18 protein-coding genes are annotated in these 25,690 nt (G+C 69.4%); 6 read left to right on the top strand and 12 right to left on the bottom strand.

Features of this window, described 5'->3' with window-relative positions; translation table 11 throughout:
* Positions 1–5: 5 nt before the first annotated feature.
* The gene (locus ABZV40_RS24205) at positions 6–3,143 is read right to left on the bottom strand and encodes an ATP-dependent DNA helicase (protein WP_355445584.1); all 3,138 of its coding nucleotides are present in this window, start codon (positions 3,141–3,143) and stop codon (positions 6–8) included.
* Positions 3,144–3,319: 176 nt separating this feature from the next.
* Between ABZV40_RS24205 and ABZV40_RS24200 the strand changes: the two genes are divergently transcribed.
* Positions 3,320–4,267, top strand: coding sequence for a chitinase (locus ABZV40_RS24200; RefSeq protein WP_355445581.1), 948 nt, complete (start codon positions 3,320–3,322; stop codon positions 4,265–4,267).
* A 42-nt stretch (positions 4,268–4,309) separates the two neighbouring features.
* Here ABZV40_RS24200 and ABZV40_RS24195 read toward each other — a convergent pair whose 3' ends face one another.
* Together ABZV40_RS24195 and ABZV40_RS24190 are read right to left on the bottom strand one after the other, a co-directional pair.
* Positions 4,310–6,319, bottom strand: coding sequence for an EAL domain-containing protein (locus ABZV40_RS24195; protein ID WP_355445578.1), 2,010 nt, complete (start codon positions 6,317–6,319; stop codon positions 4,310–4,312).
* Positions 6,320–6,525: 206 nt separating this feature from the next.
* Positions 6,526–7,341, bottom strand: a complete 816-nt coding sequence (locus tag ABZV40_RS24190) for an SAM-dependent methyltransferase (protein ID WP_355445575.1) — start codon at positions 7,339–7,341, stop codon at positions 6,526–6,528.
* A gap of 162 nt (positions 7,342–7,503) precedes the next feature.
* On the opposite strand from ABZV40_RS24190, the gene ABZV40_RS24185 reads away from it, so the two are divergent.
* Together ABZV40_RS24185 and ABZV40_RS24180 are read left to right on the top strand one after the other, a co-directional pair.
* Positions 7,504–8,817, top strand: a complete 1,314-nt coding sequence (locus ABZV40_RS24185) for a cytochrome P450 (RefSeq protein WP_355445572.1) — start codon at positions 7,504–7,506, stop codon at positions 8,815–8,817.
* Between the two features lie 17 nt (positions 8,818–8,834).
* Positions 8,835–9,830 (top strand): alpha/beta fold hydrolase, encoded by a 996-nt coding sequence (locus ABZV40_RS24180; RefSeq protein WP_355445569.1) that lies wholly within the window; start codon positions 8,835–8,837, stop codon positions 9,828–9,830.
* Positions 9,831–10,165: 335 nt separating this feature from the next.
* On the opposite strand, the gene ABZV40_RS24175 is transcribed toward ABZV40_RS24180, so the two are convergent.
* Together ABZV40_RS24175 and ABZV40_RS24170 are read right to left on the bottom strand one after the other, a co-directional pair.
* Positions 10,166–12,187 carry a diguanylate cyclase gene (locus ABZV40_RS24175; protein ID WP_355445566.1) on the bottom strand — a complete coding sequence of 674 codons (2,022 nt, stop codon included), beginning with the start codon at positions 12,185–12,187 and terminating at the stop codon, positions 10,166–10,168.
* 163 nt (positions 12,188–12,350) lie between these two features.
* Positions 12,351–13,169, bottom strand: a complete 819-nt coding sequence (locus ABZV40_RS24170) for an SAM-dependent methyltransferase (RefSeq protein ID WP_355445563.1) — start codon at positions 13,167–13,169, stop codon at positions 12,351–12,353.
* Between the two features lie 182 nt (positions 13,170–13,351).
* Here ABZV40_RS24170 and ABZV40_RS24165 point away from each other — a divergent pair, with 182 nt between their 5' ends.
* From ABZV40_RS24165 to ABZV40_RS24155, 3 genes are all read left to right on the top strand, one after another.
* Positions 13,352–14,647 carry a cytochrome P450 gene (locus ABZV40_RS24165; RefSeq protein WP_355445560.1) on the top strand — a complete coding sequence of 432 codons (1,296 nt, stop codon included), beginning with the start codon at positions 13,352–13,354 and terminating at the stop codon, positions 14,645–14,647.
* Positions 14,648–14,664: 17 nt separating this feature from the next.
* A complete protein-coding gene (locus ABZV40_RS24160; protein ID WP_355445557.1) occupies positions 14,665–15,654 on the top strand; it encodes an alpha/beta hydrolase in 990 nt (329 codons plus the stop codon).
* Between the two features lie 158 nt (positions 15,655–15,812).
* Positions 15,813–16,130: an MGMT family protein gene (locus ABZV40_RS24155; RefSeq protein ID WP_355445555.1), complete on the top strand. Its 318-nt coding sequence runs from the start codon at positions 15,813–15,815 to the stop codon at positions 16,128–16,130.
* Between the two features lie 42 nt (positions 16,131–16,172).
* Here the strand turns inward: ABZV40_RS24155 and ABZV40_RS24150 are convergent, their stop codons facing one another.
* The 7 genes from ABZV40_RS24150 to ABZV40_RS24120 form a co-directional block, all read right to left on the bottom strand.
* The gene (locus tag ABZV40_RS24150; protein WP_355445552.1) at positions 16,173–16,820 is read right to left on the bottom strand and encodes a CbiX/SirB N-terminal domain-containing protein; all 648 of its coding nucleotides are present in this window, start codon (positions 16,818–16,820) and stop codon (positions 16,173–16,175) included.
* Positions 16,817–17,911 carry a uroporphyrinogen-III synthase gene (locus ABZV40_RS24145; protein ID WP_355445549.1) on the bottom strand — a complete coding sequence of 365 codons (1,095 nt, stop codon included), beginning with the start codon at positions 17,909–17,911 and terminating at the stop codon, positions 16,817–16,819. The genes ABZV40_RS24150 and ABZV40_RS24145 overlap by 4 nt, the downstream gene beginning before the upstream one ends.
* Positions 17,908–18,222 (bottom strand): nitrite reductase small subunit NirD, encoded by a 315-nt coding sequence (gene nirD, locus ABZV40_RS24140; RefSeq protein ID WP_355445546.1) that lies wholly within the window; start codon positions 18,220–18,222, stop codon positions 17,908–17,910. The genes ABZV40_RS24145 and nirD overlap by 4 nt, the downstream gene beginning before the upstream one ends.
* Positions 18,219–20,675: a nitrite reductase large subunit NirB gene (gene nirB / locus ABZV40_RS24135; protein WP_355445544.1), complete on the bottom strand. Its 2,457-nt coding sequence runs from the start codon at positions 20,673–20,675 to the stop codon at positions 18,219–18,221. The genes nirD and nirB overlap by 4 nt, the downstream gene beginning before the upstream one ends.
* Positions 20,676–20,789: 114 nt before the next feature.
* Positions 20,790–22,094, bottom strand: coding sequence for a nitrate/nitrite transporter (locus ABZV40_RS24130; RefSeq protein ID WP_355445541.1), 1,305 nt, complete (start codon positions 22,092–22,094; stop codon positions 20,790–20,792).
* Positions 22,095–22,194: 100 nt separating this feature from the next.
* Positions 22,195–23,697, bottom strand: coding sequence for an FAD-dependent oxidoreductase (locus ABZV40_RS24125; RefSeq protein ID WP_355445538.1), 1,503 nt, complete (start codon positions 23,695–23,697; stop codon positions 22,195–22,197).
* Positions 23,694–25,610, bottom strand: a complete 1,917-nt coding sequence (locus ABZV40_RS24120) for a molybdopterin oxidoreductase family protein (RefSeq protein ID WP_355445773.1) — start codon at positions 25,608–25,610, stop codon at positions 23,694–23,696. Before ABZV40_RS24120 ends, ABZV40_RS24125 begins: the two co-directional genes overlap by 4 nt.
* Positions 25,611–25,690 lie beyond the last annotated feature (80 nt).

Genomic DNA, 25,690 nt, shown 5'->3' with positions numbered 1-25,690 from the left:
CAGCCCTACTCGCTCACCTGGCGCCCGGACGGGTGGACCGGGCACGTCGTGCGTGCCGGGCAGCGGTCGCAGTCCGCGTTCTCCCGCGCCGTGTAGTTCGGTCCCAGCACGGACTCCGCCGCGCCCTGCACCACCTCCAGCCACGCGCGGACACCCTGTTCGTCCAGCGGGGCCTGGGTGCGTTCGACGGCTCCGGTCTTCTTGTCCTCCTTGGCGACGTACAGCAGGCGGGCGCCGCCGGGTTCGGTGCCCAGGCCGATGTGGGTGAAGCCGCCCAGCGACGTCGCCAGCTGGTAGACGGCGAGCTGCGGGTGTTCCTGGGAGGCTTCGCGGGAGACCGGGCTCTTGCCGGTCTTGATGTCGATCACGACCGGGCGGCCGTCCTCGTCGTGTTCCAGGCGGTCGACCCGGCCGCGGACCTGCAGCCACGGGCCGCCGTCGCGTTTCGGGACCTCCACGACCATCTCCTCCTCGACCGCGACCTGGGTGAGCTGACTGCGGCTCATGGTCAGCCAGGCGAGGAAGGTGTCGAGCATGCGTTCCACGCGCAGGCGTTCGCGGCGGGAGAACCACGGGGCGCCGGCGTCCACGGCCGCCCAGGCCTCGTCCAGCTTCACGCGCAGCTGGGCCGAGTCGGCGCCGGACGCGGCGGCCTGGGCCAGGGCGTGGACCAGGGTGCCGGTGACCGAGGCGAGCTCGGCCGGGTCCTGGCCGCCGTGCCGCTCCACCACCCAGCGCAGCGGGCACTTCGTGATCACCTCGATGGTCGACGGTGTCACGCTGACCTTCTGCTCCTCCGTCCACAGTGGAGCATCGACGGAGACGTCCGCCAGGCCGTACCAGGATTCCGGGTGCGCGCCGGGCACCCCCGCCTCGGCGAGGCGGGCGAGCTGCGCGGCCGCCCGCGAACGACGGTCCGCGGGTTCCGTGTCCGAGCAGACGACGCGGCGCAGTTCGCCGACCAGCTCGCCCAGCACCAGGCCGCGCTGGGGGCGGTGCAGCTTTCGCTCCTCCTCCGCCGACGACTCGATCTCGTCCAGGAAGCGCGACGGCTGTTCGTCCTCCCCGCGCACGGCGCTGATCAGCAGTTTCGAGCGGGCACGGGAGGCGGCGACGAGCAGCAGGCGGCGTTCCTCGGCCAAGATCGGCGCCACGGCCGACACGGACGGTTCGAGGCCCGCCAGGACGTCCACCATGCGTTCGACGCCCAGAACCGTGCCGCGCAGCCGCAGGTCGGGCCAGCTGCCCTCCTGAACGCCCGGCACGGCGACGACCTCCCACTCGCGGCCGGCCGCGGAGTGCGCGGTCAGGACGGACACCGCCTCACCCGTCGGGGCGGAGGCGGCCAGGGTGTCGCCGACGATCCGCTGGGACTCCAGGTAGTCCGCGAAACCGGCCACGCCCGAGCCCGGCAGGCGGTCGACGTACTTCGCGGCCGCCTCGAACAGCGCCACGATCGCGTCGAGGTCGCGGTCCGCCTGCATGCCGGGCATGCCGCGCCGGGCCGACTGCGCCACCCAGCGGTCCTGCAGGCCCGAGGCGGTCCAGAGGTCCCACAGCACGACCTCCACCGACTTGCCGTCCTCGATCGCCTTGCGCGCCAACGACAACAGGTGCGCGATCCGCCGCGCGGGCAGCGACTCGACGTCCTCCAGCGCGGCCAGGCGGTCGGGCGTCTCCACCACCTCGACCAGCAGCTCACCCGAGGGACGGTCACCTCCCGCCGCCATCTCCAGCCGGCGCAGACCACGGCGCAACCTCCGCAGCGCCAACGGATCCGCGCCGCCGTACGCCGACGACAACAGCATCGCCGCCGTGTCCTCGTCCAGCGAACCGGGCACCGCCGCGGCACGCACCAGAGCCAGCAGCGGACGCACGGCGGGCTGCTGCGCCAACGGCAGCTCGTCGGACGCCACCGCCACCGGTACACCGGCGGCCAGCAGCGCCCGTTGCAGCACCGGCAGGGACAACGTCGCCGACCGCACGACAACGGCCATCTGCGACCACGGCACCTCGTCGGCCAGGTGCGAGCGGCGCAGCTGGTCCGCCACCCACGTCGCCTCCTGCGCGGCCGACGCGAGCAGCCGCACCTGCACGGACCCCTCACCGTCCACCGGCAGCACCTTGCGCGTGGGCGAGGCACCGGGCAGCCGGGCGGCCAGGCGCGCCACCGCGTCGCGGATCTCCGGCATCATCCGGTGCGACTGGGTCAGCACGACCGTCTCGCCCGGCACGTCCCGCAGGATCTCCGGGTCGGCACCGCGGAACGTGAAGATCGCCTGGTCCGGATCACCGGCCAGCACGAACCGCGAGGCACCCGAGCCCAGCGACCTGATCAGCGAGTACTGCATCGGGTCGAGGTGCTGCGCGTCGTCGACCAGCAGGTACCGCACGCGCCGCCGTTCGGCGAACAGCAGGTCCTCGTCGTTCACGAACGCGGCGTACGCGGACGACACCAGCTCGGCCGCGTCGTAGGCGGGGGCGTACGCGGTCGCCGAGTCCATCCCGGACAGCAGGTTCACCGACTCGTACTGCTGCCCGAACACACCGGCGGCCACCCACTCGTCCCGCCCGTGCTCCTCGCCGAGCTCGATCAGGTCCTCCGGCCCCAGGCCGCGCTCGGCCGCCCGCAACAGCAGGTCGCGCAGCTCGTGCGCGAAGCCGGGCAGCTCCAGCGCGGGCCGCAACCGCTCGGGCCACCGCAGCGCCCCCAGCTCGACGTCACCGGCCAGCAGCTCGCGCACCATCGCGTCCTGGTCGGGACCGGACAGCAACCGCGGCGGCGGCTCGCCCAGCAGCACCGCCTGGTTGCGCAGCACCGCGAACGCGTAGGAGTGGACGGTCCGCACCAAAGGCTCGCGGATCGTCGACAGCCTCCCGGTCAGCAACCGCGTGATGTGCGCGCGCAACGCCACGGACGCACGCCGGTTCGCGGTCAGCACCAGCACGTTCTCCGGCGAGGCACCCTCCTCCAGCACGACGTGCGCGGCCAGCTCGGCCAGCAGCGTCGTCTTGCCGGTCCCGGGACCGCCGAGCACGCGCAGGAAGCCGGGCTGGGCGAACACCCGCCGGGCAGCGGCGTCCCACCGGGGACGCGGGCGCGTCTCCGGCTTCCGGCGGACCAGCTGGGGTGGAAGTGCCACGCCTCGATTTCACCACGCTGCACCGACAAGATCAGTCACGCCCGCCGGACGGAGCACCGGCGGATTTCGTCTACCTTCTTGACAGAGAGAGGTGGTCTAGTCCATTTTTGAGCACGTTGCAAGCCCCCTCACTGCCAGCTCCGCCGCCCTGGACCGAGCAGTCTTGGAGGACAAGAATGAAGCGGTTCCTCGTCGGCGCTGTCGCTGCCGCGTGCACGGCGATGCTTCTTCCCGCGCAAGCCCAGGCCGCGGTGAACCCGATTCTGGCCGCGCCCTACCTCTACCAGTGGGGCAGCGTGCCCAGCGCGACCAGCGTGATGTCGCAGACCGGCATCAAGTCGTTCACCCTCGCGTTCATCCTCAGCGACGGCGGCTGCAACCCCAAGTGGGACGGCACCCGCTCGCTGACGGGCAGTGACAAGACCCTGATCAGCAACATCCGCGCGGCCGGCGGTGAGGCCGTCCCGTCGATCGGCGGCTGGTCCGGCAACAAGCTGGGGCAGAAGTGTTCGAGTGCCGGCGCTCTCGCGGGCGCCTACCAGAAGGTGATCGACGCCTACGGACTCAAGGCGATCGACATCGACATCGAGGCGCAGGAGTTCGAGAACAACACCGTGCAGGACCGCGTGCTCGGCGCCCTGAAGATCGTCAAGCAGAACAACGCGGGCCTCAAGGTCGTCATCACCATGCCCACCGAGGCCACCGGCCCGAACAGCTGGGGCAAGCGCCTGATCACCCGGTCGAAGGAACTCGGCGCGCCGATCGACACGTTCGCGGTCATGCCGTTCGACTTCGGCAGCGGCGGTGACATGGCCGCCAAGACCAAGAGCGCGGTCGACGGGCTGAAGAACCACATCAAGTCCACGTTCGGACTCTCCGACGACGCGGCTTACCGGCGCAGCGGCCTCTCCTCGATGAACGGCAAGACCGACACCGGCGAGACCGTCACCCCGGCCAACTTCCGCGACATCATCAGCTGGGCGAACTCGAAGCACCTGTCCCGCGTCTCGTTCTGGGCGGTCAACCGGGACAAGGGCAACTGCGGCGCGATGAGCGACTCCTGCTCCGGCATCAGCCAGGGCTCCTACGAGTTCACCAAGGCCCTGACGGCCTTCACCGGGTAGCGGTCCCCTCCGGTGGCCGGACGTGACCCCGACCCCGTCCGGTCACCGGGGTTCCACTCGCTTCAGGAAGTCCCCCGGCGGCACCGGTGTGCCGAAGTGGGCGCCGGTCGCGAAGTCCGCGCCCGCCGCACGCCACCACTGCGCCTGTTCGCCGCTGACGATCCCGTCGACCGCGACCGTCACGCCGGACTCGCGCACCAGCGGGATCAACGCCGTCACGTAGGCGGATCGGCGCTCGACCAGAGCAGGTGCCACCCGCACGGACTTCACCGGGAGGTCTGCCACCGCCGCGGGATCGAGCGGTCCGAGCCCGAAGTTGTCGAGTCCAACGTGGACACCCAGGCCGGCGAGCACCGCCAGGTTGTCGGCCGCGTCCGTCAGCAGCAGCACGTCGGCGGGCATGCCGACCGCCAGCCGGTTGGCCTCCAGCCCCGTCTCCTCCAGCACCCGCACCACGCGTGAGACCAGGTCCGCGTCGGACGACTGGTGCGCGGTGAGCCGCACGACCAGCGACCGGTCGAACTGCCCGCGCTGCCGCCACCACGCCGACTGCCCGCCCGCGACCCGCAGCAGCCACTCGCCGAGCGGCAGGATCAGCCCGGTCTCCTCGGCGAGCCCCGCGCACCGGTCGTGCTCCAGCACCTCGGCCTCGGGCCGGTCCCAGTGCAACGCCGCCTCGACCCCGCTGACGTCCCCGTCGGCCAGCCGCACGATCGGCCGGTACCGCACGGTGATCTCGCCGTTCTCCCACGCACCCGGCATCGTCACGGCCACGGCGTGGTCACGGCGGTCGAGAGCGTCCTGGCCGGGGTGGAACACCTCCCACTGCCCGCGCCTGCGCACCTTCGCCTTGCGCAGGGCCGTGTCCGCCGCACGCAGCAGATCGACCGGTTCAGCGTCCGCGGCAGGGCGGTGCACCACGCCCGCGCTCATCGACACGGCCAGCCCGTGACCGTCCACATAGGTCGGTTCGAGCAGGTCGTCGTTGATGCTCTTCATGATCGCGCCGACGTCCGGCGTGCCGGCCGTGTTCTCCACGAGGACACCGAACTCGTCGCCGTCGAACCGGGCGATCATGGCCTTCTCCTGCGACATCACCGCCTGCAGCCGCTGCGCGACGTGCTGCAGCAACCGCTCGGCGACCCGGCCGCCGAAGCTGTTGCCCACCATGCCGAACGCGTCGATGTCGAGGTGGAACACCGTGACGCCGTACACGGGATCTGCCTTGCGCAGCAGGGTTTCCAGCTGCGTGGTGAAGAACTGCCGGTTCGGCAGCCCGGTCAGCACGTCGTGCAACGCCTGCCGCTTGATCTCGCTCTGCAGCAGTTCCAGCTCGGTGCCGTCCTCCACCACCACGACGAAGTGGCTCGGTTCGTCGTCCGCACCGCGCAGCAACGACGCCGTCAACGACAACCGCGCGGCGTCACCGTCCTTGCGGAGCATCCGCTGCGACTGCCTGATCCGCTCCGCGGTGCCGCTGACCAGGTCGGCCATCGCCTCGCCCAGCATCTCGGCGAAGCCGGGCTCGATGAGGTCGAGCAGCAGCGTTCCGGTCAGCTCCTCCGCGGTGTGACCGAGGATGTCGACGACCGCAGCGTTCACCCGGAGCAGGCGCCCTTCGAGGTCGACGATCAGCACGCCGTTGCTGGACGAGGTGACGACCTCGTTGAACCGGGCCTCGCTCTCCTTGAGGTTCCAGTTCGCGTCGCGGACCGCCTTGAGCAACGACTTCTGCAGGCTTTCCTGCTGGGCCAGCACGGACTCGGTGTTGGCGGCGGTGAACCCGGTCCCCAGCGCGCCGATCGCGAGCGCGATCCGTTCCGCGTACCGCTCCACCGGCTGGAACTCGGGCAGCGAGAGCAGTCCCTTGCCGAGCACCTCGGCGGTGCACCGCAGGCCGGAGGCGCCCAGGTGGCCGAGCGTGACCAGATTCGCGCCGACGGCCTCGATCGGACCGGTCTTGAACGGTTCCTCGTGCAGCACGGAACACACCACATCGAGCCGGCCGCGCAGTTCCTGGTCGAGATCTTCCTGACCCAGGGGAATCGCCACGGCGCTGAGCAGACGATATGACCATTTGCGGGCAAGCGTCAGCCGCGCCCGTGCATTGTCCTGAGGCAGGGGCGAGTCGCCGGGTATTCGACTCGGATGGGACATTCGAGGCCGCCTCGCAATGGCTCTGAGGTCCGGCAGTTTACCCACGCACCGTCTGCATCGGGCTCAACCGGCGGCGTGAATCCTCACTCTATCGGTTATCCCTATGGCTTTCGACCGACCCCCGCGAACGCGATCCTGTTCACCGCCGGATCATCGGAGATGTCACCCGGTCCGGTGGGACGCCATTCGGCGAACTTGACCAGTCCAGGTTCGACCAGTTCGAAATCACCGAAGAAGGCTTCGATCTCGCCCCGGTCGCGGTAGGCGACGTCGCCGCCGCCCACCTTGCTCATCCGGTCGGTCACGGCCCTGGCCTCGTCGTTGACGTGATCGCCGGCCATGTGCGTGATCGCGAGGTAGCTGCCGCTGGGCAGCGCCTCGCGGTACCGCTTGAGCAGGCCCTGCGGGTCGGCGTCGTCCGGCACCCAGTGCACCATGAACAGCATCAGCAACCCGATCGGCTGGTCGAAGTCGAGCAGCCGGTTCACCTCGCCGCTGTTCAGGATGCTCTCCGGGTCGCGCATGTCGGCCTGCACCACGCCGACGCCGTCGACACCGGCGACGATCAGCTCACCGTGCGCGACGGCGACCGGGTCGCGGTCGACGTACACGACCCGGCTCCCCGGAGCGTGCTCCTGCGCGACCTCGTGCACGTTGGCCACGGTGGGGATGCCGGAGCCGATGTCCAGGAACTGGCGCACCCCCTGCTCGGCCATGAACCGCACCGCGCGGCGCAGGAAGGCCCGGTTGAGCCTGGCCGCACTGCGGGAGTGCGGCATCATCTCCTCCGCCTTGTCACCCATCAGGCGGTCGACCGCGAAGTTGTGCGCACCCCCGAGCAGGTAGTCGTACACCCGTGCCGCGCTGGGCACGGAAACGTCCACGCTCTGCGGAATCCAGTTCTGTTCACCGGCCACGGCGACCACCCTCTTCAGGTTGCGGACGCACCAGCTTAGTCAGGCACAAAGTGCACACGACTACGCCGCAAGTGTGAACGCACGCCACCCGATCGGGCACTTCTCTCTGACCCGAACGACTCATATGGTGGGCCACCTCTTTCCACCTCGCGAGGAGCGATGATGTCCGTCCCGGTGGCGCCCGGCAGGCTGCCATTTCTCGGGCACACCTTGCCGATGCTCAGGAAAAGATTCGAGTTCACCGCGAATTTACGAGGCCAAGGCGATCTCGTAGAAGTGCACCTGGGGCCGATGCGGACGTATTTCGTCACCAGCCCCCAGTTGACGCACCAGGTGCTCGTCACCGATGCACCGAAGTTCCACAAAGGCCGGATGTACGACAAGTTCCGCCCGTTCGTCGGCAACGGGCTCGCGGTGTCGAGCGGCACGTTCCACCTGCGTCAGCGCCGGATGATGCAGCCGGCCTTCCACCGCGACCGGATCGCCGGTTACGCCGACGTCATGGTTCGCGCGGCACGTGAGCTGGTCGAGGGGTGGCGACCGGGCGAGGTGCGGCGGATCGAAGCCGACATGCAGGGCGTGGCCGTCACGATCGTCGGCGAGGCCCTCTTCTCCACCGAGATCGGCAGACGCGCGATCGACGAAGCCCGCCGGTCCGTGTTCGTGATCATCAGGAACGGCATCGTGCGCGCGCTCTCACCGGGGTTCGTCGAGAAGCTGCCCATCCCGGCCAACCGCGAGTTCGACGAGGCGATCGCCCGGATGCGCGCGATCGTGCACGAGGTGATCGACAGCAGGCGCGACGACGACACCGACCACGGCGATCTGCTTTCCGTGCTGTTGCTCGCCAGGGATCCCGGGACCGGCGCCCCGATGACCGACGACCAGGTCTTCGACGAGGTCATCACGCTGCTGACCGCGGGTATCGAGACCACCGCGCTGGCGCTCGCCTGGATCTTCCACGAGATCGCCGCCAACCCCGAGGTCGAACGGCGGGTGCTGGCGGAGGTCGACGAGGTGCTGGCGGGTCGCCAGGTGACGATCGACGACGTGCCGAAGCTGACCTACCTCGGCCAGGTGACGAACGAGGTCCTGCGGAAGTACCCGCTCTGGCTCGTCATGCGCCGCACGGCCGAGGAGGTCGAGCTCGGCGGCGTCCGGCTGCCCGCGGGTACCGAGGTGATCCTCAGCCCGCACACGATGCACCACGACCCCGCGAACTACCCCGACCCCGAGCGCTTCGACCCGGACCGCTGGACGCCCGAACGCGTCAGGCAGTTGCCGAAGGGCGCGTTCGTGCCGTTCGGCGGCGGGATCCACCAGTGCATCGGGAACCACTTCGCGCTGACCGAGATCGCCATCGTGGTGGCGACGGTCTGCTCCCGACACCGGCTGGTCCCCGACCGCCCGGTGCGCACCAAGTTCACCAACGCGGCCTACCCCAACGACCTGATGATGAAGGTCGTCCCCCGCTAGCTGGAGGTTGTTCCCCCATGCGTTTCCGTCGGCTCTGTGCCGCCGTGCTGCTCGCTGCCCTCGTGCCGGTGCCCGCGCCGGCGAACGCCGACACCACCTGTCAGGACGTCTACACGCCCGTCCAGTTCGGACTCGTCCAGCAGGTGATGTACGGCCGGCTGTGCGTGCCCCAAGGAGCGACGACGGTCCAGGTGCTCGTCCCCGGTGGCACGTACACCAGCGGCTACTGGGACATCCCCGTGGACAGCGACACCCGTTCGGTCACCCGCGCGATGAACGCCGCGGGCGTCGCCACCATGGCGGTGGACCGGATCGGCTCCGGCAGGAGCTCCAAACCGCTGAGCGTCCTGGTCGACGTGCCCAGCCAGGCGCAGGCGGTGCACCAGGTGATCGGGAACCTGCGCGAGCGGTTCGCGAAGGTGCTGCTCGGCGGGCACTCGATCGGCTCGGCCGTCGCGATGGTCGAGGCGGGCACGTACCGCGACGTCGACGGCCTGCTGATCACCGGCATGACGCACCAGTGGGACTACGTCCGCGCCGTGCCCGCGCTGACCAACCTGATCCCCGCGTCACTCGACCCGAGGCTCGCCCTGCGCGGGCTCGACGCCGGCTACCTGACCACGGCGCCGGGCACCCGCTACACCATGTTCCACGCACCGGGCCCCAACATCCCCGCCGTGATCGACCTCGACGAGTCCACAAAGGACGTCGTCTCGACCAACGAGTTCGTCACCACCGCGCTGATGTCCAACCTCGTGCTTCCGGCCAGCGCCAACATCACGGCGCCGGTGATGATGGTGCAGACGTCGGCCGACTACTTCTGCGGCACCCCGCCGCTCGGCGCCGACTGCTCGTCGCCTGAGGCGCTGGTCGCGTCCGAGCGACCGTTCTACCCGCAGGCACCGCGCCTGAACGCCTTCGTCGTCAACGGTTACGGGCACGTCTTCAACTTCGACGCCGATGACGCCGCGTCCTACCACGCGGCGGTCATCGCGTGGCAGCGCGGCGTCTGAGCACCTGGCCAGAAGTCCGCCCGCAGCTCGCCGAGTGCTCGATGAAGGGCTCCTTCCTCCACCTGACATGCAATGCCAGGAACTCAAGCGGCGACACGTTGCGCCGACCTTCGCGGGCAGGCTCGCGATGAACGGCGCATTTGTTCACCTCAGGTGGACAAATGCGCCGTTCATCCCAGTCGGGTTCGCCGCTCCCGCCGGGCATGCCAGATCTGCCGCACTGCCACGCACCGTGCGATCTGGCCTCGCCAGGCGCGTGGCGACGTGGATGAAGGCGCCCTTGACCCACACCAGGTGGAGCAAAGAGCCCTTCATCGACGAAGGTCGCGCAAGCGTCAGAGGTTCCTCAGGAACTCGCCCGCGTCCAGCGGGCCACCGAAGTGGGCGCCGATCGCGAGGTCGGCGCCCGCGTCGTTCCACCACTTCGCCTGCGCCTCGGTGTCGACGCCGTTCACGCAGATCCGCACGCCGTGCTCGTGCACCGCGGCGATCAGCGCGGCGGAGCGGGGGTCCTGGCGCCGTGTCAGGTCCGGTGGCACGAGCACGGACACCACGGGCAACTCGGAGAGCCATGCGAGGTCACGCGGGCCGAGGCCGAAGTCGTCGAGCGTGATCCGCACGCCCATGTCCGCCAGCGTGGTCATGTTGTCGAGCGCCTCGGCCACGTCCAGGACGCCGACGGGCATGCTGATCGTCAGTCGTCCGTGTGGCATGTCGGTGTCGTAGAGGACCTTCGCCACGCGGGACGCCAGGTCCGCGTCGGTCGACTGGTGGTGCGTGAGCCGCACGCCGAACTGCTGGTCGAGCTCGCCGCGCTGCCGCCACCACTGCGCCTGGCCCGCCGCGATCCGCATCAGCCACTCGCCCATCGGCAGGATGATGCCGCTGGAGTTCGCGAGTTCGGCGGGCCGGTCCGAGAGATCCCAGTGCAGGACGGCCTCGACGCCGGCCAGCTCACCGGTCGCCAGCACGCGGACGGGCTGGTAGCGCACGCCGATGTCACCCTGCTCCCACGCGCCGGGCATCACCACGGCCAGCGCGGCGTCCCGGCGTTCCGCGGCGTCCTGGTTGGTGTGGAACAGCTGCCACTGGCCGCGCCGGTCGCGCTTCGCCTGCCGCAACGCCAGGTCGGCCGTGCGCAACAGCTCCACGGGGTCGATGTCGGGTGACGGCCGGTGCACGACACCCGCGCTCACCGACACCGCCAGCCCGTGATCGTCCACATAGGTCGGTTCGGCGAGGTCGGCGTTGATGGTGGCCATCGTGGTGGCGACGTCCGGTGTGGTCGCGGTGTTCTCCACCACGATGCCGAACTCGTCGCCGTCGAACCGCGCGATCATCGCCCGCTCGCGGGACATCAGCGCCTGCAGCCGGCGCGCCACGTGCTGCAACAGGTGCTCACCGACCCGCGCGCCGAGGCTGTTGCACACCAGGCCGAACGCGTCCAGGTCGAGGTGGAAGATCGTCACGCCGAACTCGGGGTCGGCGCGGCGCAGCACGGTTTCCAGGTGCGTGGTGAAGAACTGCCGGTTCGGCAGCCCGGTCAGCACGTCGTGCAACGACTGCTTGCGCAGTTCTCCTTGCAGCAGCGCGAGTTCCGTGTCGTCGTCAACGATCACCAGCACGTGGCTCGCGCGTCCGTCGTCGTCGCGCAGCAACGACGCCGTGAGCGTCACCTTGGCGAACTCGCCGTCGGCGCGCACGAGCTGCATCGGTTCCCGTTCGAACTCGTCGCGTTCGGCGAGCACCTTCTCCGTCATCTCGCGGAACACCGCGATCGACGTCGGCGCGATCAGCTCCACCAGCCGCGTGCCCGGTTCCGCCGGCCGTCCGATGATCTCGCCGATCGCGTCGTTGCCCCAGACCAGTCGTCCGTCGAGGCCGACGATCAGCACGCCGTTGGTCGACGAGGACGCGAAGCCCTCGAACTTGGCCTCGCTGTGCCGCTGGTCCCGTTGCGCGTCGTGGGCGGCCTTGAGCAACGAGCGCTGCATGCTCTCCTGCTGGTCCAGGATCGAACGGGCCCGCGCAGCGGTGAACCCGCACGCGAGCGCGCCGATCCCGCCGACCACGCGGACCGTGTGCCGGCTCGTGCCGCGGAACTCGTCCAGCGCCAGCAGGCCCTTGCCGAGCACGTCGACGGTCCGGCGCAGGCCCGGCTCGTTGACGTAGCCGAGAGCGACGAGCCGCTCGCCCACCTCCTCGAAGGGAGTGGGGTCGAACGGCTCGTTGTGCAGTGCCGCGCACAACGCGTCGAGCTGGGCGCCCAGTTCAGCGTCCAGCTCGTCTCTGCTCAGCGCGACCACCACGACGCTGCTGATCAGGTAGCTCCACTTGCGCGCCAAGGCTTCTCGCACACGGACGGTGGCGGTGTCCTGAGGTGGAGCGGCATCGGGTTTTCGGCTCGGTTTCGTCATTCCCGTTGCCCTGTATGGGTTTGAAGAGTGCCCGGCAGTCTACCCACCGGGAGTCGACGCCCGTTGCGCCGACAGTGTGAACCTCCGACACTACAGGGTGGTTTCAGTCCTTACGACCGACCCCGGCGTACAGGAACATGTTCATGCTCGCCTCGTCCGCGATGTCGCCGGGTCCGTCCGGCCGCCACTCGCCGCAGCCGACCAGGCCGGGCTCGACCAGCGAAAACCCGTCGAACAACGCGCTGACCTGCGCATGCGTGCGCATGTGCATCTGGTCGACGCTCCTGCTGCGGTTGACCACCTCGGCGGCCTGGTCGACGCTCGCGTCGATCTGGTCCTTGGCGACGTGCGTCATCACGAGGAAGCTGCCGGCGGGCAGTGCGTCGCGGTAGTTGGCGACGAGCTTCCGCGGGTCGTCCTCGTCGGGCACCCAGTGCAGCATCAGCAGCATCAACAGCCCGATCGGCTCGTCGAACCGCAGCAGCCCGGTGAGCTCGGGACTCGACAGCACGGCCTCGGGATCGCGCATGTCAGCCTGCACGATCGCCGTGTTCTCGTTGTCAGCCAACATCAATTGGCTGTGGGCCACGGCAACGGGATCCTTGTCGACGTAGACGACCCGCGCGCCGGGGTCGCGTTCCTGCGCGACCTGGTGCACGTTCGCGACCGTCGGAATGCCGGACCCGATGTCGAGGAACTGCCGAACGCCTTGTCCCAGCAGGAAGTTCACCGCCCGGCCGAGGAACCGCCGGTTGAGCCGGGCGACGCTGCGCAGTCCGGGCACGAGCTTCTCGATCTGGGTCCCGACCTGCCGGTCGGCGGCGAAGTTGTGGGCGCCGCCGAGGATGTAGTCGTAGACGCGGGCCATGCTCGGCACGGTGGTGTCGATGCCGAGGGGCACCCAACTCCGGGGCTCTGCCACGGTGCACACCTCTCCGGTTCGTGTGCGGTTCGGAGGAAGACGCACGAGCTTAGTCACCCGAGCGACCCACGCGCTGAACCAGAAGAGTGACCCTGGAACCACCCGATCGGGCACTGTCGTCTTCCCCCAAACGGCTCCTAGGGTGGTCCGTCCCCATCCGGCCCAACTCTTCAGGAGTCTGGATGCCCGTCCCGGTGGCTCCCCGCCGCTGGCCGTTACTAGGGCACACCCCGGCGATGCTCATCCAGCGCGCCAGGTTCACCGACGCGCTGCACCAGCACGGCGACGTGGTGCGCCTGGATCTCGGCCCGCTGCACGCGTACTTCGTCACGGACGCCGCGCTCACCCACGAAGTGCTGGTGTCCCAGGGCTCGAAGTTCCGCAAGGGCGCGATGTTCGACAAGTTCCAGCCGTACCTGGGGACCGGTCTGCTGCTGTCGAACGGCGAGCACCACCTGCGCCAGCGCCGGCTGATGCAACCGGCGTTCCACCGGGAACGGATCGAAAACTACGCCCCGACAATGGCTCGTGCTGCTGCCGGGCTGGCCGCGCGCTGGCAGCCGGGCGAAGTCCGCGTCGTCGAGAACGACATGCAGGAGCTCGCGGTCACCGTCGTCGGTGAGACGCTCTTCTCGACGGAGATCGGCGCCCGCGCGGTCGAGGAGGTCCGCCGGTCCATCTTCACCGTCATCCAGCAGGGCATGATCCGCGCTCTGTCCCCGTCGTTCGTCGAAAAGCTCCCGCTGCCGGGCAACCGCGAGTTCGACACGGCCATCGCCCGCATGAAAACCGTTGTGCAGCAGGTGATCGAGAGCTGGCGCGCCGACGGCACCGACCACGGCGACGTCCTGTCCACACTGCTGTTGGCGGGCATGACCGACCAGCAGACCTACGACGAGGTCCTGACCCTGCTGACCGCCGGCATCGAGACCACCGCGATCGCCCTGGCCTGGGCCCTGTACGAGGTCGGCAACAACCCGGAGATCGAACACCGCCTGCACACCGAGCTCGACTCGGTGCTGGCCGGCCGCCCACCTGCTTTCGCCGACGTGGAGGCCCTGCCGTACACCACCCAGATCGTGCAGGAAACCCTGCGCCACTACCCGATCTGGTTCGTGATGCGCCGAACCCTCACCGAGGTCCAGCTGGGCGACGCCCACCTCCCGGCAGGCACCGAGGTGATCATCAGCCCGCACGCCCTGCACCACGACGAGCGTTACTTCCCAGACCCCCGGCGCTTCTCGCCGGACCGCTGGACCCCTTCCTTCACCGCCTCGCTCCCGCGCGGCGCGTTCGTCCCGTTCGGCGGCGGCAACCGCCAATGCCTGGGCAACACCTTCGCCACCACCGAGATCGTCATCACGCTCGCCACCATCGCGAGCCGCTGGCGTCTCGTTCCCACCCGTCCGGCGCGCGTGAAGTTCACGTCCGCCCCGTACCCCAGCGGCCTGCTGATGAAGGCCGTCCCCCGAAACTAGCTTGGAGGTCCTCTCCCATGCGTTTCCGCCGGTTGTGCGCCGCGACCCTGCTCGCCACCGGAACACTGCTAGCCCCACAACCCGCCTCCGCCGCCGTGTCCTGCCAGGACGTCACCTACCCGGTGCGGATCCAACTGGCCCCGCTGGTCACCTCGCTGGAAACCATGGCCGGCAGGCTGTGCGTCCCCACCGGTGCCACCACGATCCAGGTCCTGATCCCCGGCGGCACCTACGACCGGACGTACTGGGACATCGGCTTCGAACCGGAAACCCGCTCGTTCACCCGATCCCAGAACGCCGCGGGCTTCGCCACCCTGGCCCTGGACCGCCTGGGCACCGGCCAAAGCTCCAAACCGCTGAGCACCTCCGTCACCGCCTCCACCGAGGCGAGCGCCGTCCACCAGGTGATCCAGGCCGTGAAATCCCAGTTCCCCGAGGTCGTCGTCGGGGGCCACTCCATCGGCTCGGCCATGGCCCTGATCGAAGCAGGCACCTACCGCGACGTGAACGGCGTCCTGGTGACCGGCTTCACGCACAAGATGAACGACATAACCGTTCTCCCGGTCATGGCCAACATGATCCCCGCAGGCCTGGACGCCGGTTACCTCACCACCATGCCGGACACCCGCTACAACTCGTTCCACGCCCCTGGCCCGCTGGTCGAAGGCGCCATCGCCTACGACGAGTCCACGAAGGACGTCTTCGCCGCCACCGAGGCCGTGGACACCATCCTCCTGAACAACGTCATCATCCCGATCTCCCGCAACATCAACGTCCCGGTCCTCGTAGTCCTGGGCGAGGACCACCACTTCTGCAGCTCCGGCATCCCCCTGATGGGCAGCGACTGCTCATCCCCCGCCGCCCTCAAAGCCGACGAGTCCCCGTTCTACCCGTCCGCCCCCACCCTCGACACCTACCTGCTCAGCGGCTACGGCCACTCCATCAACTACGCCCCGAACGCCCCCGACTACCAAGCCGTGGTGGCCACCTGGGCCCAGCGCCTCTAAGCATCGGGCCAAGCCCTACGCGCGTTCGCCGTCGATGAAGGGCTCCTTCCTGCACCTGAGGTGGAAGAAGGAGCCCTTCATCGAGCACCTGGCGCGCCGCGTTCGTGCGCCCGTCACGGACGGAACTTCCGACCAGGTGCTTTGGCTAAACTCGAAGGATGGACGAAGAGATCCACGAGCGGATCCGCGACTTCATCAAGGCCATCCCACGCGGACGTGTCGCCACCTACGGCGACATCGCTGATCTCGCGAAGGCCCCGTCACCGCGGCTGGTCGGCCGCATCCTCAACGAGGACGGCCACGACCTCCCGTGGCAACGAGTCCTCAAGGCCGACGGCACCTGCGCGCCGCACCTGCGGGACACCCAGCTCCAGCTGCTGCACGAGGAGGGCGTCCCCAACCTCGACGGCAAGGTGAACCTCCGCGAGTACCGCTGGGAAGACGCCCGCAAGGAAGAGCTCCCAGGCCTCTGGTAGCCCCTGTGGGGTGGTCCCGTGACGAGATCACCCCACACGACGTCAAGCCGACCGCAACAGCCCGGCCCGAGCCGAGAAGTACTTCCGCACCAAGGCCTCGACCACAAGCGGATGCGCCCCGATGGGCTCGGAAACCAGATCCGCCCCACATCCGGCCAACGCCCCGTGAAACACCCCGGGCGCCAGAAGCCAGGAAGCAACAGCCACTCGCCGCCCCAGCCCCCGAACGCCGGCGACGACATCAGCCACCCGAGGCGAAGCAGTGGCCACGTACCCGATGGCCGAAGCCCCCACCATCCGGGCAGCACGACGAACGTCCGCCAACGCCCGGGCATCGGAAGACCCGGCCGCGGCGAACACCACCACGTCCCCGCGCCGGACCCCGGCCTCCCGCATCCGATCCCGCAGAGCAGGCACCGCGTCCGCCCCGAGCGGCGAGGTCAGCACCACGTCGGACCGAGTCCCGATCTGCGCGGGAATGTCGACCCGGACGTGGTACCCGGCAGCCAGGAACACCGGCACGACGACACAGGGTCCGTCCACAACCGACCGGACATCGGGCTGGCGGACGTCGGCGTAGGCGACCTCGACCGGAACGTCCACAAAGGTCTGAACGGAAGAGGCGATCTCCGAGCAGACCACGGCCCCGCGCGGATCACGGGTGCCGTGAAACGCCAACACCAGCTTCATGCAGGCTCCATCGCAAGTCGATAGCCGCGCTTGACCACCGTGCACACCATCTGCGGCGATCCCAGCGCGGTCCGCAACCGGCCGATGGCCGTCTCGACCGCGTGCTCCTCCCCACCGGAAGGCAAGGCGGCCAACAGGTCCTGCCGGGAAACCACCCGTCCGCGAGCGGCGACCAACGTGCGCAGCACCGCCATCGGAGCCGGAGCCACCGGCCGCAGCTCACCGTCGATCACCACGGCCTGAGCCCGCATCTCCATGTCCCGGGAGGCGATCCGCAACCGGGTGGCGCGCGACGGCAGCTCAACGGTCAGCTCCCGCACCATCGACCCGATCCGCGACCGGACGGGCTGCACGACCGGAATCCCGGCGGCCACGAGCGGCCCCGCGGTGATCGCACCGACGCCGACCACGAGCACGTTGCGCCGCAACGCCTCCACCAGTTCCCCGTACCGGGGACCGGCGGTCCGCAGCACCGAGGACGCGGCCGGTGCGCTGGTGAACGTCAGCGCGTCCACCTGACCGGCCAGCACGGCGTCGATCAGCTGCTCCAACGGGCGGATGTCAGCGGGCGGCTCCCACCGGTAGACGGGAATCTCGACGACGTCGGCCCCGGCGGCCCGCAGGGTGTTCACGAAGTCCGGCAGCGGTTCACCGTGCAGCTGAACGGCCACGCGCTTGCCGGAAACGCCCATCCGCAGCAGGTACTGCAGCAGCTCGGCGTTCGACTCGGACGTCGGCGACCAGGTCTCGACCAGGCCGGCCGCCCGGACCGCGCCCTTCGCCTTCGGGCCGCGCGGCAGCACGACGGCCGACGACAGGGCGCGGTGCAGGCGGCTGGCCAGCCCCCACCCCTCGGCGGCCTCGAACCAGCCGCGGAAGCCGATCGCGGTGGTCGCCACGACGACGTCGACCGGTGCCGCGACCAGCTGCGACGTGGCCTGGTGCAGATCGGCGTCGTCGGGCAGCGGCACGATGCGGATCGCCGGGCCGTGGATGACCGACGCGCCCTTGCGTTCCAGCATGGCGATGAGCTCGTCGGCGCGACGGGCCGCGGTGACGCCGATGGTGAAGCCCGCCAGCGGCCCCGTCATGGCAGCTCCACGACGCCGTCACGCACGCGCACTTGATGCACCGCAACGGACACCGACGGTTCGTCCAGGCACTTGCCGGTCGCCAGCTCGAACGCCTGCTTGTAGACCGGTGACACCACGACGGGAACGCCACCGCGGTCGCCCACGATGCCGCGCGACAGCACGGCGGCGCCGCTGAACGGGTCGATGTTGTCCAACGCGTGCAGCGAACCGTCGGCGGTCAGGAACACCGCCACCTGCGTGCCGTCGGGCAGCAAAGCCGCGACACCCTGCTCCGGACGCAACCTCTCAAAGTCACAGACGACGGTCACCTGACGACCTCCGGAATCCCGAGCTGGACAGGAACGCGCTGACCACGCTCAGCGCGGAACGAGATCGTGGGGTCGGGAGTGCCGGGCGCGTTCACGAACGAGGTGAACCGCGCCAGCTTCTCCGGATCCTCCAGCACACCACGCCATTCGTCGGCGTAGTCGGAGACGTGCGCCGCCATCGCGGCCTCCAGCTCGTCGCAGATGCCGAGCTTGTCGTCGACCACGACCTCGCGCAGGTGGTCGAGCCCGCCGTCGAGCCCTTCGAGCCACGCCGAGGTGCGCTGCAACCGGTCCGCGGTGCGGATGTAGAACATCAGGAACCGGTCGATGACCTTGATCAGCGTCTCGGTGTCCACATCGGACACGAGCAGGTCTGCGTGGCGCGGGGTGAAGCCGCCGTTGCCACCCACGTAGAGGTTCCAGCCGTTCTCGGTCGCGATGACACCGAAGTCCTTGCCGCGCGCCTCCGCACACTCACGTGCGCACCCGGAGACGGCCGACTTGAGCTTGTGCGGCGAACGCAGGCCGCGGTAGCGCAGCTCCAGCTCGATCGCCAGGCCCACCGAGTCCTGGACGCCGTACCGGCACCAGGTCGTGCCGACGCAGGACTTGACCGTGCGCAACGCCTTTCCGTACGCGTGGCCGGACTCGAAGCCCGCGTCGACGAGCCGGCGCCAGATCTGCGGCAGCTGGTCCACGGTCGCGCCGAACAGGTCGATGCGCTGACCGCCGGTGATCTTGGTGTAGAGGCCGAAGTCGCGCGCCACCTCACCGATGACGATCAGCTTCTCCGGCGTGATCTCTCCGCCGGGGATGCGCGGCACGACCGAGTACGTGCCGTTGCGCTGCAGGTTCGCCAGGAACCTGTCGTTGGTGTCCTGCAACGAGACCTGCGCCTCGCCGAGGATGTGCCCGTTGTTGAGCGACGCGAGGATCGAGGCCACGGCGGGCTTGCAGATGTCGCAGCCACGACCGGAACCGTGCTTCTCGATCAGCGCGGTGAACGTCGTGATCCGGGTCGCCCGGACGATCTCGAACAGCTCCGCCCGCGAGTAGGTGAAGTGCTCGCACAACGCCTTGGACTGCTCGACACCGCAGTCGGTCAGCAGCTTCTTGAGCATCGGCACGCACGAGCCGCAGCCCGTGCCGGCCTTGGTGCACGCCTTGAGCTCGGCGACGTCGCACGCGACCCCGGACTGGATCGCGTCGGTGATCGTCTGCTTGGTGACCGCGTGACACGAGCAGACCTGGGCGTCGGCGGGCATCTCGACGTCGACGGACCCACCCGGCTGCAGCAGCGCCGCCGGAACTTCCTTGCCCACCAACGGCCGCAGCGACGGGTACGCCGAGGCGTCACCGACGAGCACGCCACCCAGGAGAGTCTTCGCGTCATCCGACACGACGAGCTTGCTGTAGGTGCCGGCGACCGCGTTGTTGACGACGACTTCCAGCGCACCCTCGGTGACGGCGTGCGCGTCACCGAACGACGCCACGTCCACCCCGAGCAGCTTCAGCTTGGTCGAGACGTCCGCACCGGGGAACACCTTGGTACCACCGGAGAGCTGGTCAGCGACGACCTCGGCCATCGCGTAACCGGGAGCGACCAACCCGTAGGCCACGCCCTCGACGGCAGCGCACTCGCCGATCGCGAACACGCGCGGATCGGCGGTCCGGCAGGCGGAGTCGACCAGGTAACCACCCCGCGGCCCGAGCTCCAGCCCCAGGTCGAGGTCGGTGCGCGGCCGGATGCCGGCGCTGAACACCACCACGTCCAGGTCGAGCTCCAGCCCGTTGGCCAGCTTGGCGATCAACCGCGAGCCGTCCCGTTCGATGGAGGACGCGGACGTGCCGGTGTGCACGGTCAGGTCGAGCTTCTCGACCAGCCGCTTGAGCAGCCCGGCACCACCCTCGTCGACCTGGATCGGCATCAGCCGCGGCGCCAGCTCCACGACGTGCGGCGACACGCCCATGCCGCGCAGCGCGTTGGCCGCCTCCAGGCCGAGCAGGCCACCGCCGAGCACCATGCCGGAGTGGCGTCCCGGCCGGTCGGCGGCCTGCACCGTCGCCCGGATCTCGTCCAGGTCGTCGATCGTCCGGTACACGTGGCAACCGGGCAGGTCTCGACCGGGAACCGGCGGCACGAACGGCACCGAGCCCGTGGCCAGCACGAGAGCGTCGTACTGGACTTCGACACCGGAAGCGCCGACGACAACACGGCGTTCCCGGTCGACCGACACGGCCTTCTCGCCGAGCCGGAGCTCACAGCCGGTCAACGGCGTCAGCTCCAGGTCGGCCGAGTTCCAGGTGTCCACATAGGACGACAACGCGACTCGGTCGTACGCGGGCCGGGACTCCTCACCGAACACGACGATCCGCCAGGACGAGTCACGGAGGATCTCGACGAGCCGGTGGCCGACCATGCCGTTGCCGATCACGACCAGCGTCTGAGTCATCGGGCATCTCCTCCTTCCGCCCAGCTATGCTCACCGGGCGGTGTGTCATCCCAAGTTCCGCAACATTTCGCGGGTGTTAAAGGAAACTCTCTTCGCAGGTCAGTGCGTTGTGCGTCACACGCCCGCGTAGGCGAGCGACGGCCGCGTGGCGAACACGTTGCGCCGCAGGTAGAACCACCACGTGGTGGCGAGGCAGAGCGCGTAGAAGACCAGGATCGCGGTCAGCGCGGGCGTCAGCGTCTTCGAGCCTTCGAGCGAGAACTTGAAGACGAGGTTCACCAGCACGCCACCCGCGGCACCGATCGCGCCCGCGATGCCGACCACCGCGGCGGCCTGGCGCTTGGCCGACTTGTCGTCGTCGACCTGGGTCTTGAAGATCGCCGGGATCATCCGGTACGTCGAGCCGTTGCCGACGCCCGCGAGGATGAACAGCAGGATGAACGAGGCGAAGAACAGCGGGAAGCTCTTCGCGTCCACGCTGACCATGACGCCGATCGTGCCGATGCCCAGGCCGACGAACGTGGCGAGCGTCACCTTCGCGCCACCGATCCGGTCCGCCAGCCACCCACCGGCCGGTCGGGCGATGGAGCCGATCAGCGCACCGAGGAACGCGAGCGACACCCAGGACTTGTAGTCGACGAAGCTGATCTTGATCAGCGACGGGAACGCGAACGAGTACCCGATGAACGAACCGAACGTGCCGATGTAGAGGAACGACATCACCCAGGTGTGCCGGTTGGACAGCGCCTTCTTGTAGGACTGACCGTCCGGCTTGGCCTGCGTGAGGCTGTCCATGAAGAACCACGCGAGCACCGTGGCCAGCACGATGAACGGCATCCAGATCAGCGCCGCGTAGGCGAGGTGGATCCCGGTGCCGATGCTGATGACGATCGGCACGATGAGCTGGGTGACCGCGACACCGAGGTTGCCACCGGCCGCGTTCAGGCCGAGCGCCAGGCCCTTCTTGCCCTCGGGGTAGAAGAACGAGATGTTCGCCATCGACGACGAGAAGTTGCCGCCACCGAGGCCCGTCAGGGCCGAAGTGAGCAGGAAGAACCCGTAGGACGTGCCCGGCGTCGTCACGGCGTACGCGAGCATCCCGGTCGGGATCAGCAGCAGGCTGGCGCTGATCGTGGTCCACAGCCGCCCGCCGAACTTCGGCACCGCGAACGTGTAGGGCACCCGCAGCAGCGAGCCGACCAGGTTCGGCACGATCAGCAGCCAGAACTGCTGGCCGACGCTGAACTTGAAGCCGACCGAGCCGAGGCTGACGACCACGATGCTCATCAGCACCCACACGCTGAACCCGAGGTTCTCCGCGAAGATGGACAACGCGAGGTTCTTGCGCGCGATCCGCTTGCCGGTGCTCTCCCAGAACTCGGGCTTCTCCGGCTCCCAGTGCTCGATCCAGCGGCTCATCTATGTCCTCCACAGGGGTTCGGCAACTGCCGGAAAAGCTAAGAACCTCGGATTACCGAGTTGTTCTGGTCGATGACGGCGGAGGCAACTCCGCCGCACATCACGCCGAGGCCGGTTGTGAGGCCCCGAGCCAGTCGAGCAGCCCGCACACCGCGTCCTTGCAGCCACCACAGCCCGTGGTCGCCCGTGTCGCTTCGGCCAGCTGCGGCAACGACTCCGCGCCTGCCCGCCACGCCGACACGATCTGTCCCTTGGAGACGGTGTTGCAGCGGCAGATCACCGCACTGGACGGCAGATCGGCCGGTGACGCGGCCTCGGCGGGCAGCGCACGGCCCAGCAGCAGCGCCAGCCGGTCCGTCGGGGCGGGGATGCCGCGGTCGTAGAGCTGGGTGATGGTGGCGGCGGCGTCCGGTGCGCCGAGCACGATCGCGCCCGCCACCCGGTCGTCGCGCAGCACGAGCTTCGCGTAGCGGCCGCGCGAAGGTTCCTGGAAGCACAGGACTTCCGCGTCCGGGCAGTCCACATCGGTGTGCACGTCACCCAGCGCCGCGAGATCCACGTCACGTGCCTTCAGCCGCGTCACGACGGAAGTCCCGCGGTACCGGGCCGCCGGGTTCACGCCGGTCAGCCGGTCGGCGAGCACCGCGGCCTGGTCCCACGCGGGCTGCACCAGGCCGGACACCGTGCCGGGGTGCTGCGCGCAGTCGCCGATCGCGTGGATGCGCGGATCGCTGGTGCGCAACGCGTCGTCCACGACGATGCCGCGGTCGACCTCCAGACCCGCCTGGACCGCCAACGACGTCTCGGCGCGCACACCGGCCGACACCACGACGAGCTCGGCGGGCACATGAGTGCCGTCGTCGAGGATCAGCCCGTCGCCGGGCAGGTACTTGGCGGCCAGCGCGTTCAGCTTGAACTCGATGCCGAGCTGACCGAGCGTGCGGGCGAGGACTCCGCCGGCGCCGGGGTCGAGCTGGCGTTCCATCAGGTGGCCGACCGGGTGCACGACGGTGACCAGGCACCCGCGCCCGGCCAGGCCCCGCGCGGCCTCGATGCCGAGCAGCCCGCCGCCCAGCACGGCGACCGGCGCACCCTTGTGCGCCTTGGCCTCGATCTCCGCGCAGTCGTCGAGCGTCCGGAACGCGACGACCCCCTCCGCCAGCCGCCCGTCCTCGACCAGCCCCTCAGCCGGCGGTACCCACGGCGTACTCCCAGTAGCCAGCACCAACGCGTCGTACGCGAAGGTAACGCGGGAGTCCCCCGTTTCCTCCTGGGGCACGCGGGGCCCCCGCGTGCACTCAGAACGAACGAAAGCTCCCCGCGTGCGCTCGACCGTCACTGTGCGTGACGCTCGATCGAGTTCGACGACCTCGTGGCCGAGGCACAGGTCGATGTTGTGCTCGGCCGCCCACTTCTCGTCGTGCAACTGCGTCGCCGAAGGCGTCATGGTGCCCGCGACCACGGTCGAGAGCAGCACGCGGTTGTACGCGGCGTGCGGCTCGGCACCGATGACGGTGATGGAGATGTCCTGGTCACGGCGGCGCAGCTCGTCCGCCAGCCGCGCACCCGCCATGCCGTAACCCACGATCACGACTCGCCTCATGCCCGCTCCAATCGAACCGCGCAGACCTTGAACTCGGGCATCCGGCTCGTGGGATCGAGCGCGGGGTTGGTGAGCAGGTTCGCCCGCCCCTCACCGGGGAAGTGGAACGGCAGGAACACCGCGTCGGCGCGCATGCTCGGCACGCACCGCACGACCGCCGTCACTCGGCCCCGCCTGGACACGACGTGCGCGGGCTCACCGGAAGCGAGGCCCGCGCGCGAAGCTGTGTCCGGGTGCACTTCCACGTACATCTCGGGAACGGCCTTCACCAGCTCGCCGATCCGCCGCGTCTGCGCACCCGACTGGTAGTGCTGCAGGACCCGCCCGGTGGTGGCCTGCAACGGGAACTCCTCGTCCGGCGGCTCCGCCGGACCCTTGTGGTCGACCGGGACGAACCGCGCGAGCCCGTCGGCGTGCGCGAACCGGTCGAGGAAAAGCCTTGGCGTGCCTGGATGTTCAACGGACGGCACCGGCCAGTGCAGCTGCTCGGACTCCAGCCGCTCGTAGGTGATGCCGGAGTAGTCGGACAGACCGCCCTCGGAAGCACGCCGCAGCTCGTCGAACACCACGCGCGGCTCGGTCGGGAACCCGGTGACACCGAGGCGGGAAGCCAGACCGTTGATCAGCTCCAGGTCGCTGCGGACACCGGGTGGCGGGTCGAGTGCCTTGCGGCGCCTGATGATCCGGCCTTCGAGGTTGGTCATCGTGCCGTCCTCCTCGGCCCACTGCGTCACCGGGAACACGACGTCGGCCATCTCGGCGGTCTCGGACATCACGAAGTCCGCGACCACCAGCAGGTCCAGCGCGCGCAGGCGATCGGCCACCCCGGACGCGCGCGGCGCCGACACCACCGGGTTGCTGCCGAACACCAGCATCGCCTTGAGGTCGTCGGCGTTCAGCAGCTCGTACGCGCTGCGACCGACGCCGGGCAGCCAGTCGACGCCCCAGACCTCCATGATGTGCTGGCGCGCCGCGGGATCGTCGAGCTTGCGGTAACCGGGCAGCTGGTCGGCCTTCTGCCCGTGCTCGCGGCCGCCCTGGCCGTTGCCCTGCCCGGTCAGGCAGCCGTAACCGGACCCGACGCGACCCGGCAGGCCCAGCGCGAGCGCCAGGTTGATCCAGGCGGAGACGTTGTCGGTGCCGGACGCGTGCTGTTCGGTGCCACGACCGGTCAGGATGTACGACTTTCCGGCGAGCATGTGCACGGCAGCGCGCTGATCAGCGGCGGAGACACCCGTGACGCGTTCGGTGTGCTCCGGCCACCACTGCGCCGCGACCCGCCACGCGTCGTCGAAACCGGTGGTGCGCTCGGAGATGTACTCCTTGTCGATCACGCCCTCGATGACCGCGGTGTGCAGCAGTCCCAGCGCCAGCGCGAGGTCCGTGCCCGGTGCCGGCTGCAGGTGCAACGTCGCGCGCTCGGCGGTCGGCGTGCGCCGCGGGTCGATGACGATCAGCCGCGCGCCCTCCAGGTGCCGGAGGAACGGCGGCATCGTCTCGGCCGGGTTGGATCCGGCCAGCAGGATCGTGTCGGCGGTCTTGAGGTCGCTGAGCGGGAACGGCATGCCGCGGTCGAGCCCGAACGCCTTGTTGCCCGCGGCGGCGGCCGAGGACATGCAGAACCGGCCGTTGTAGTCGATCTGCGAGGTCTTCAGGGCGACCCGCGCGAACTTGCCGAGCAGGTACGCCTTCTCGTTGGTGAGCCCGCCGCCGCCGAACACGGCGACCTCGTCGGGCTCGAACTCCTTGATCCGGGTAGCGACGAAGTCCAGCGCCTCGTCCCACGAGACGGGCGAGCCGTGCAGCAGGGGCGTGGTGAGGCGGCCTGGATGGCGCAGCAGTTCTCCGGCCGTCCAGCCCTTCTGGCACAGCCCACCGGGACCAGGAGTCACCTGGCCGTCGATGACGCTCATGGAGCACTGCAGCGCGCAGTAGGGGCAATGGGTCACGTCGCTGACGCTAAGAAGCGCGCGTTAACCCAATGCTCCGCAAT

Origin of the sequence: Lentzea sp. NPDC004782 (assembly GCF_040609115.1) — a bacterium.
Taxonomy (GTDB): Bacteria; Actinomycetota; Actinomycetes; order Mycobacteriales; family Pseudonocardiaceae; genus Lentzea.
This window is presented reverse-complemented; position numbering and strand designations above follow the sequence as displayed.

Bases quoted from the DNA above. Each gene is read 5' to 3' on its own strand.
- ABZV40_RS24165 (WP_355445560.1), top strand. From the start codon at position 13,352: ATGCCCGTCCCGGTGGCTCCCCGCCGCTGGCCGTTACTAGGGCACACC.
- ABZV40_RS24185 (WP_355445572.1), top strand. From the start codon at position 7,504: ATGTCCGTCCCGGTGGCGCCCGGCAGGCTGCCATTTCTCGGGCACACC.
- ABZV40_RS24155 (WP_355445555.1), top strand. From the start codon at position 15,813: ATGGACGAAGAGATCCACGAGCGGATCCGCGACTTCATCAAGGCCATC.
- ABZV40_RS24120 (WP_355445773.1), bottom strand. From the start codon at position 25,610: ATGAGCGTCATCGACGGCCAGGTGACTCCTGGTCCCGGTGGGCTGTGC.
- ABZV40_RS24150 (WP_355445552.1), bottom strand. From the start codon at position 16,820: ATGAAGCTGGTGTTGGCGTTTCACGGCACCCGTGATCCGCGCGGGGCC.
- ABZV40_RS24160 (WP_355445557.1), top strand. From the start codon at position 14,665: ATGCGTTTCCGCCGGTTGTGCGCCGCGACCCTGCTCGCCACCGGAACA.
- ABZV40_RS24130 (WP_355445541.1), bottom strand. From the start codon at position 22,094: ATGAGCCGCTGGATCGAGCACTGGGAGCCGGAGAAGCCCGAGTTCTGG.
- ABZV40_RS24180 (WP_355445569.1), top strand. From the start codon at position 8,835: ATGCGTTTCCGTCGGCTCTGTGCCGCCGTGCTGCTCGCTGCCCTCGTG.
- ABZV40_RS24145 (WP_355445549.1), bottom strand. From the start codon at position 17,911: ATGACGGGGCCGCTGGCGGGCTTCACCATCGGCGTCACCGCGGCCCGT.
- nirB (WP_355445544.1), bottom strand. From the start codon at position 20,675: ATGACTCAGACGCTGGTCGTGATCGGCAACGGCATGGTCGGCCACCGG.
- ABZV40_RS24200 (WP_355445581.1), top strand. From the start codon at position 3,320: ATGAAGCGGTTCCTCGTCGGCGCTGTCGCTGCCGCGTGCACGGCGATG.
- ABZV40_RS24125 (WP_355445538.1), bottom strand. From the start codon at position 23,697: ATGAGGCGAGTCGTGATCGTGGGTTACGGCATGGCGGGTGCGCGGCTG.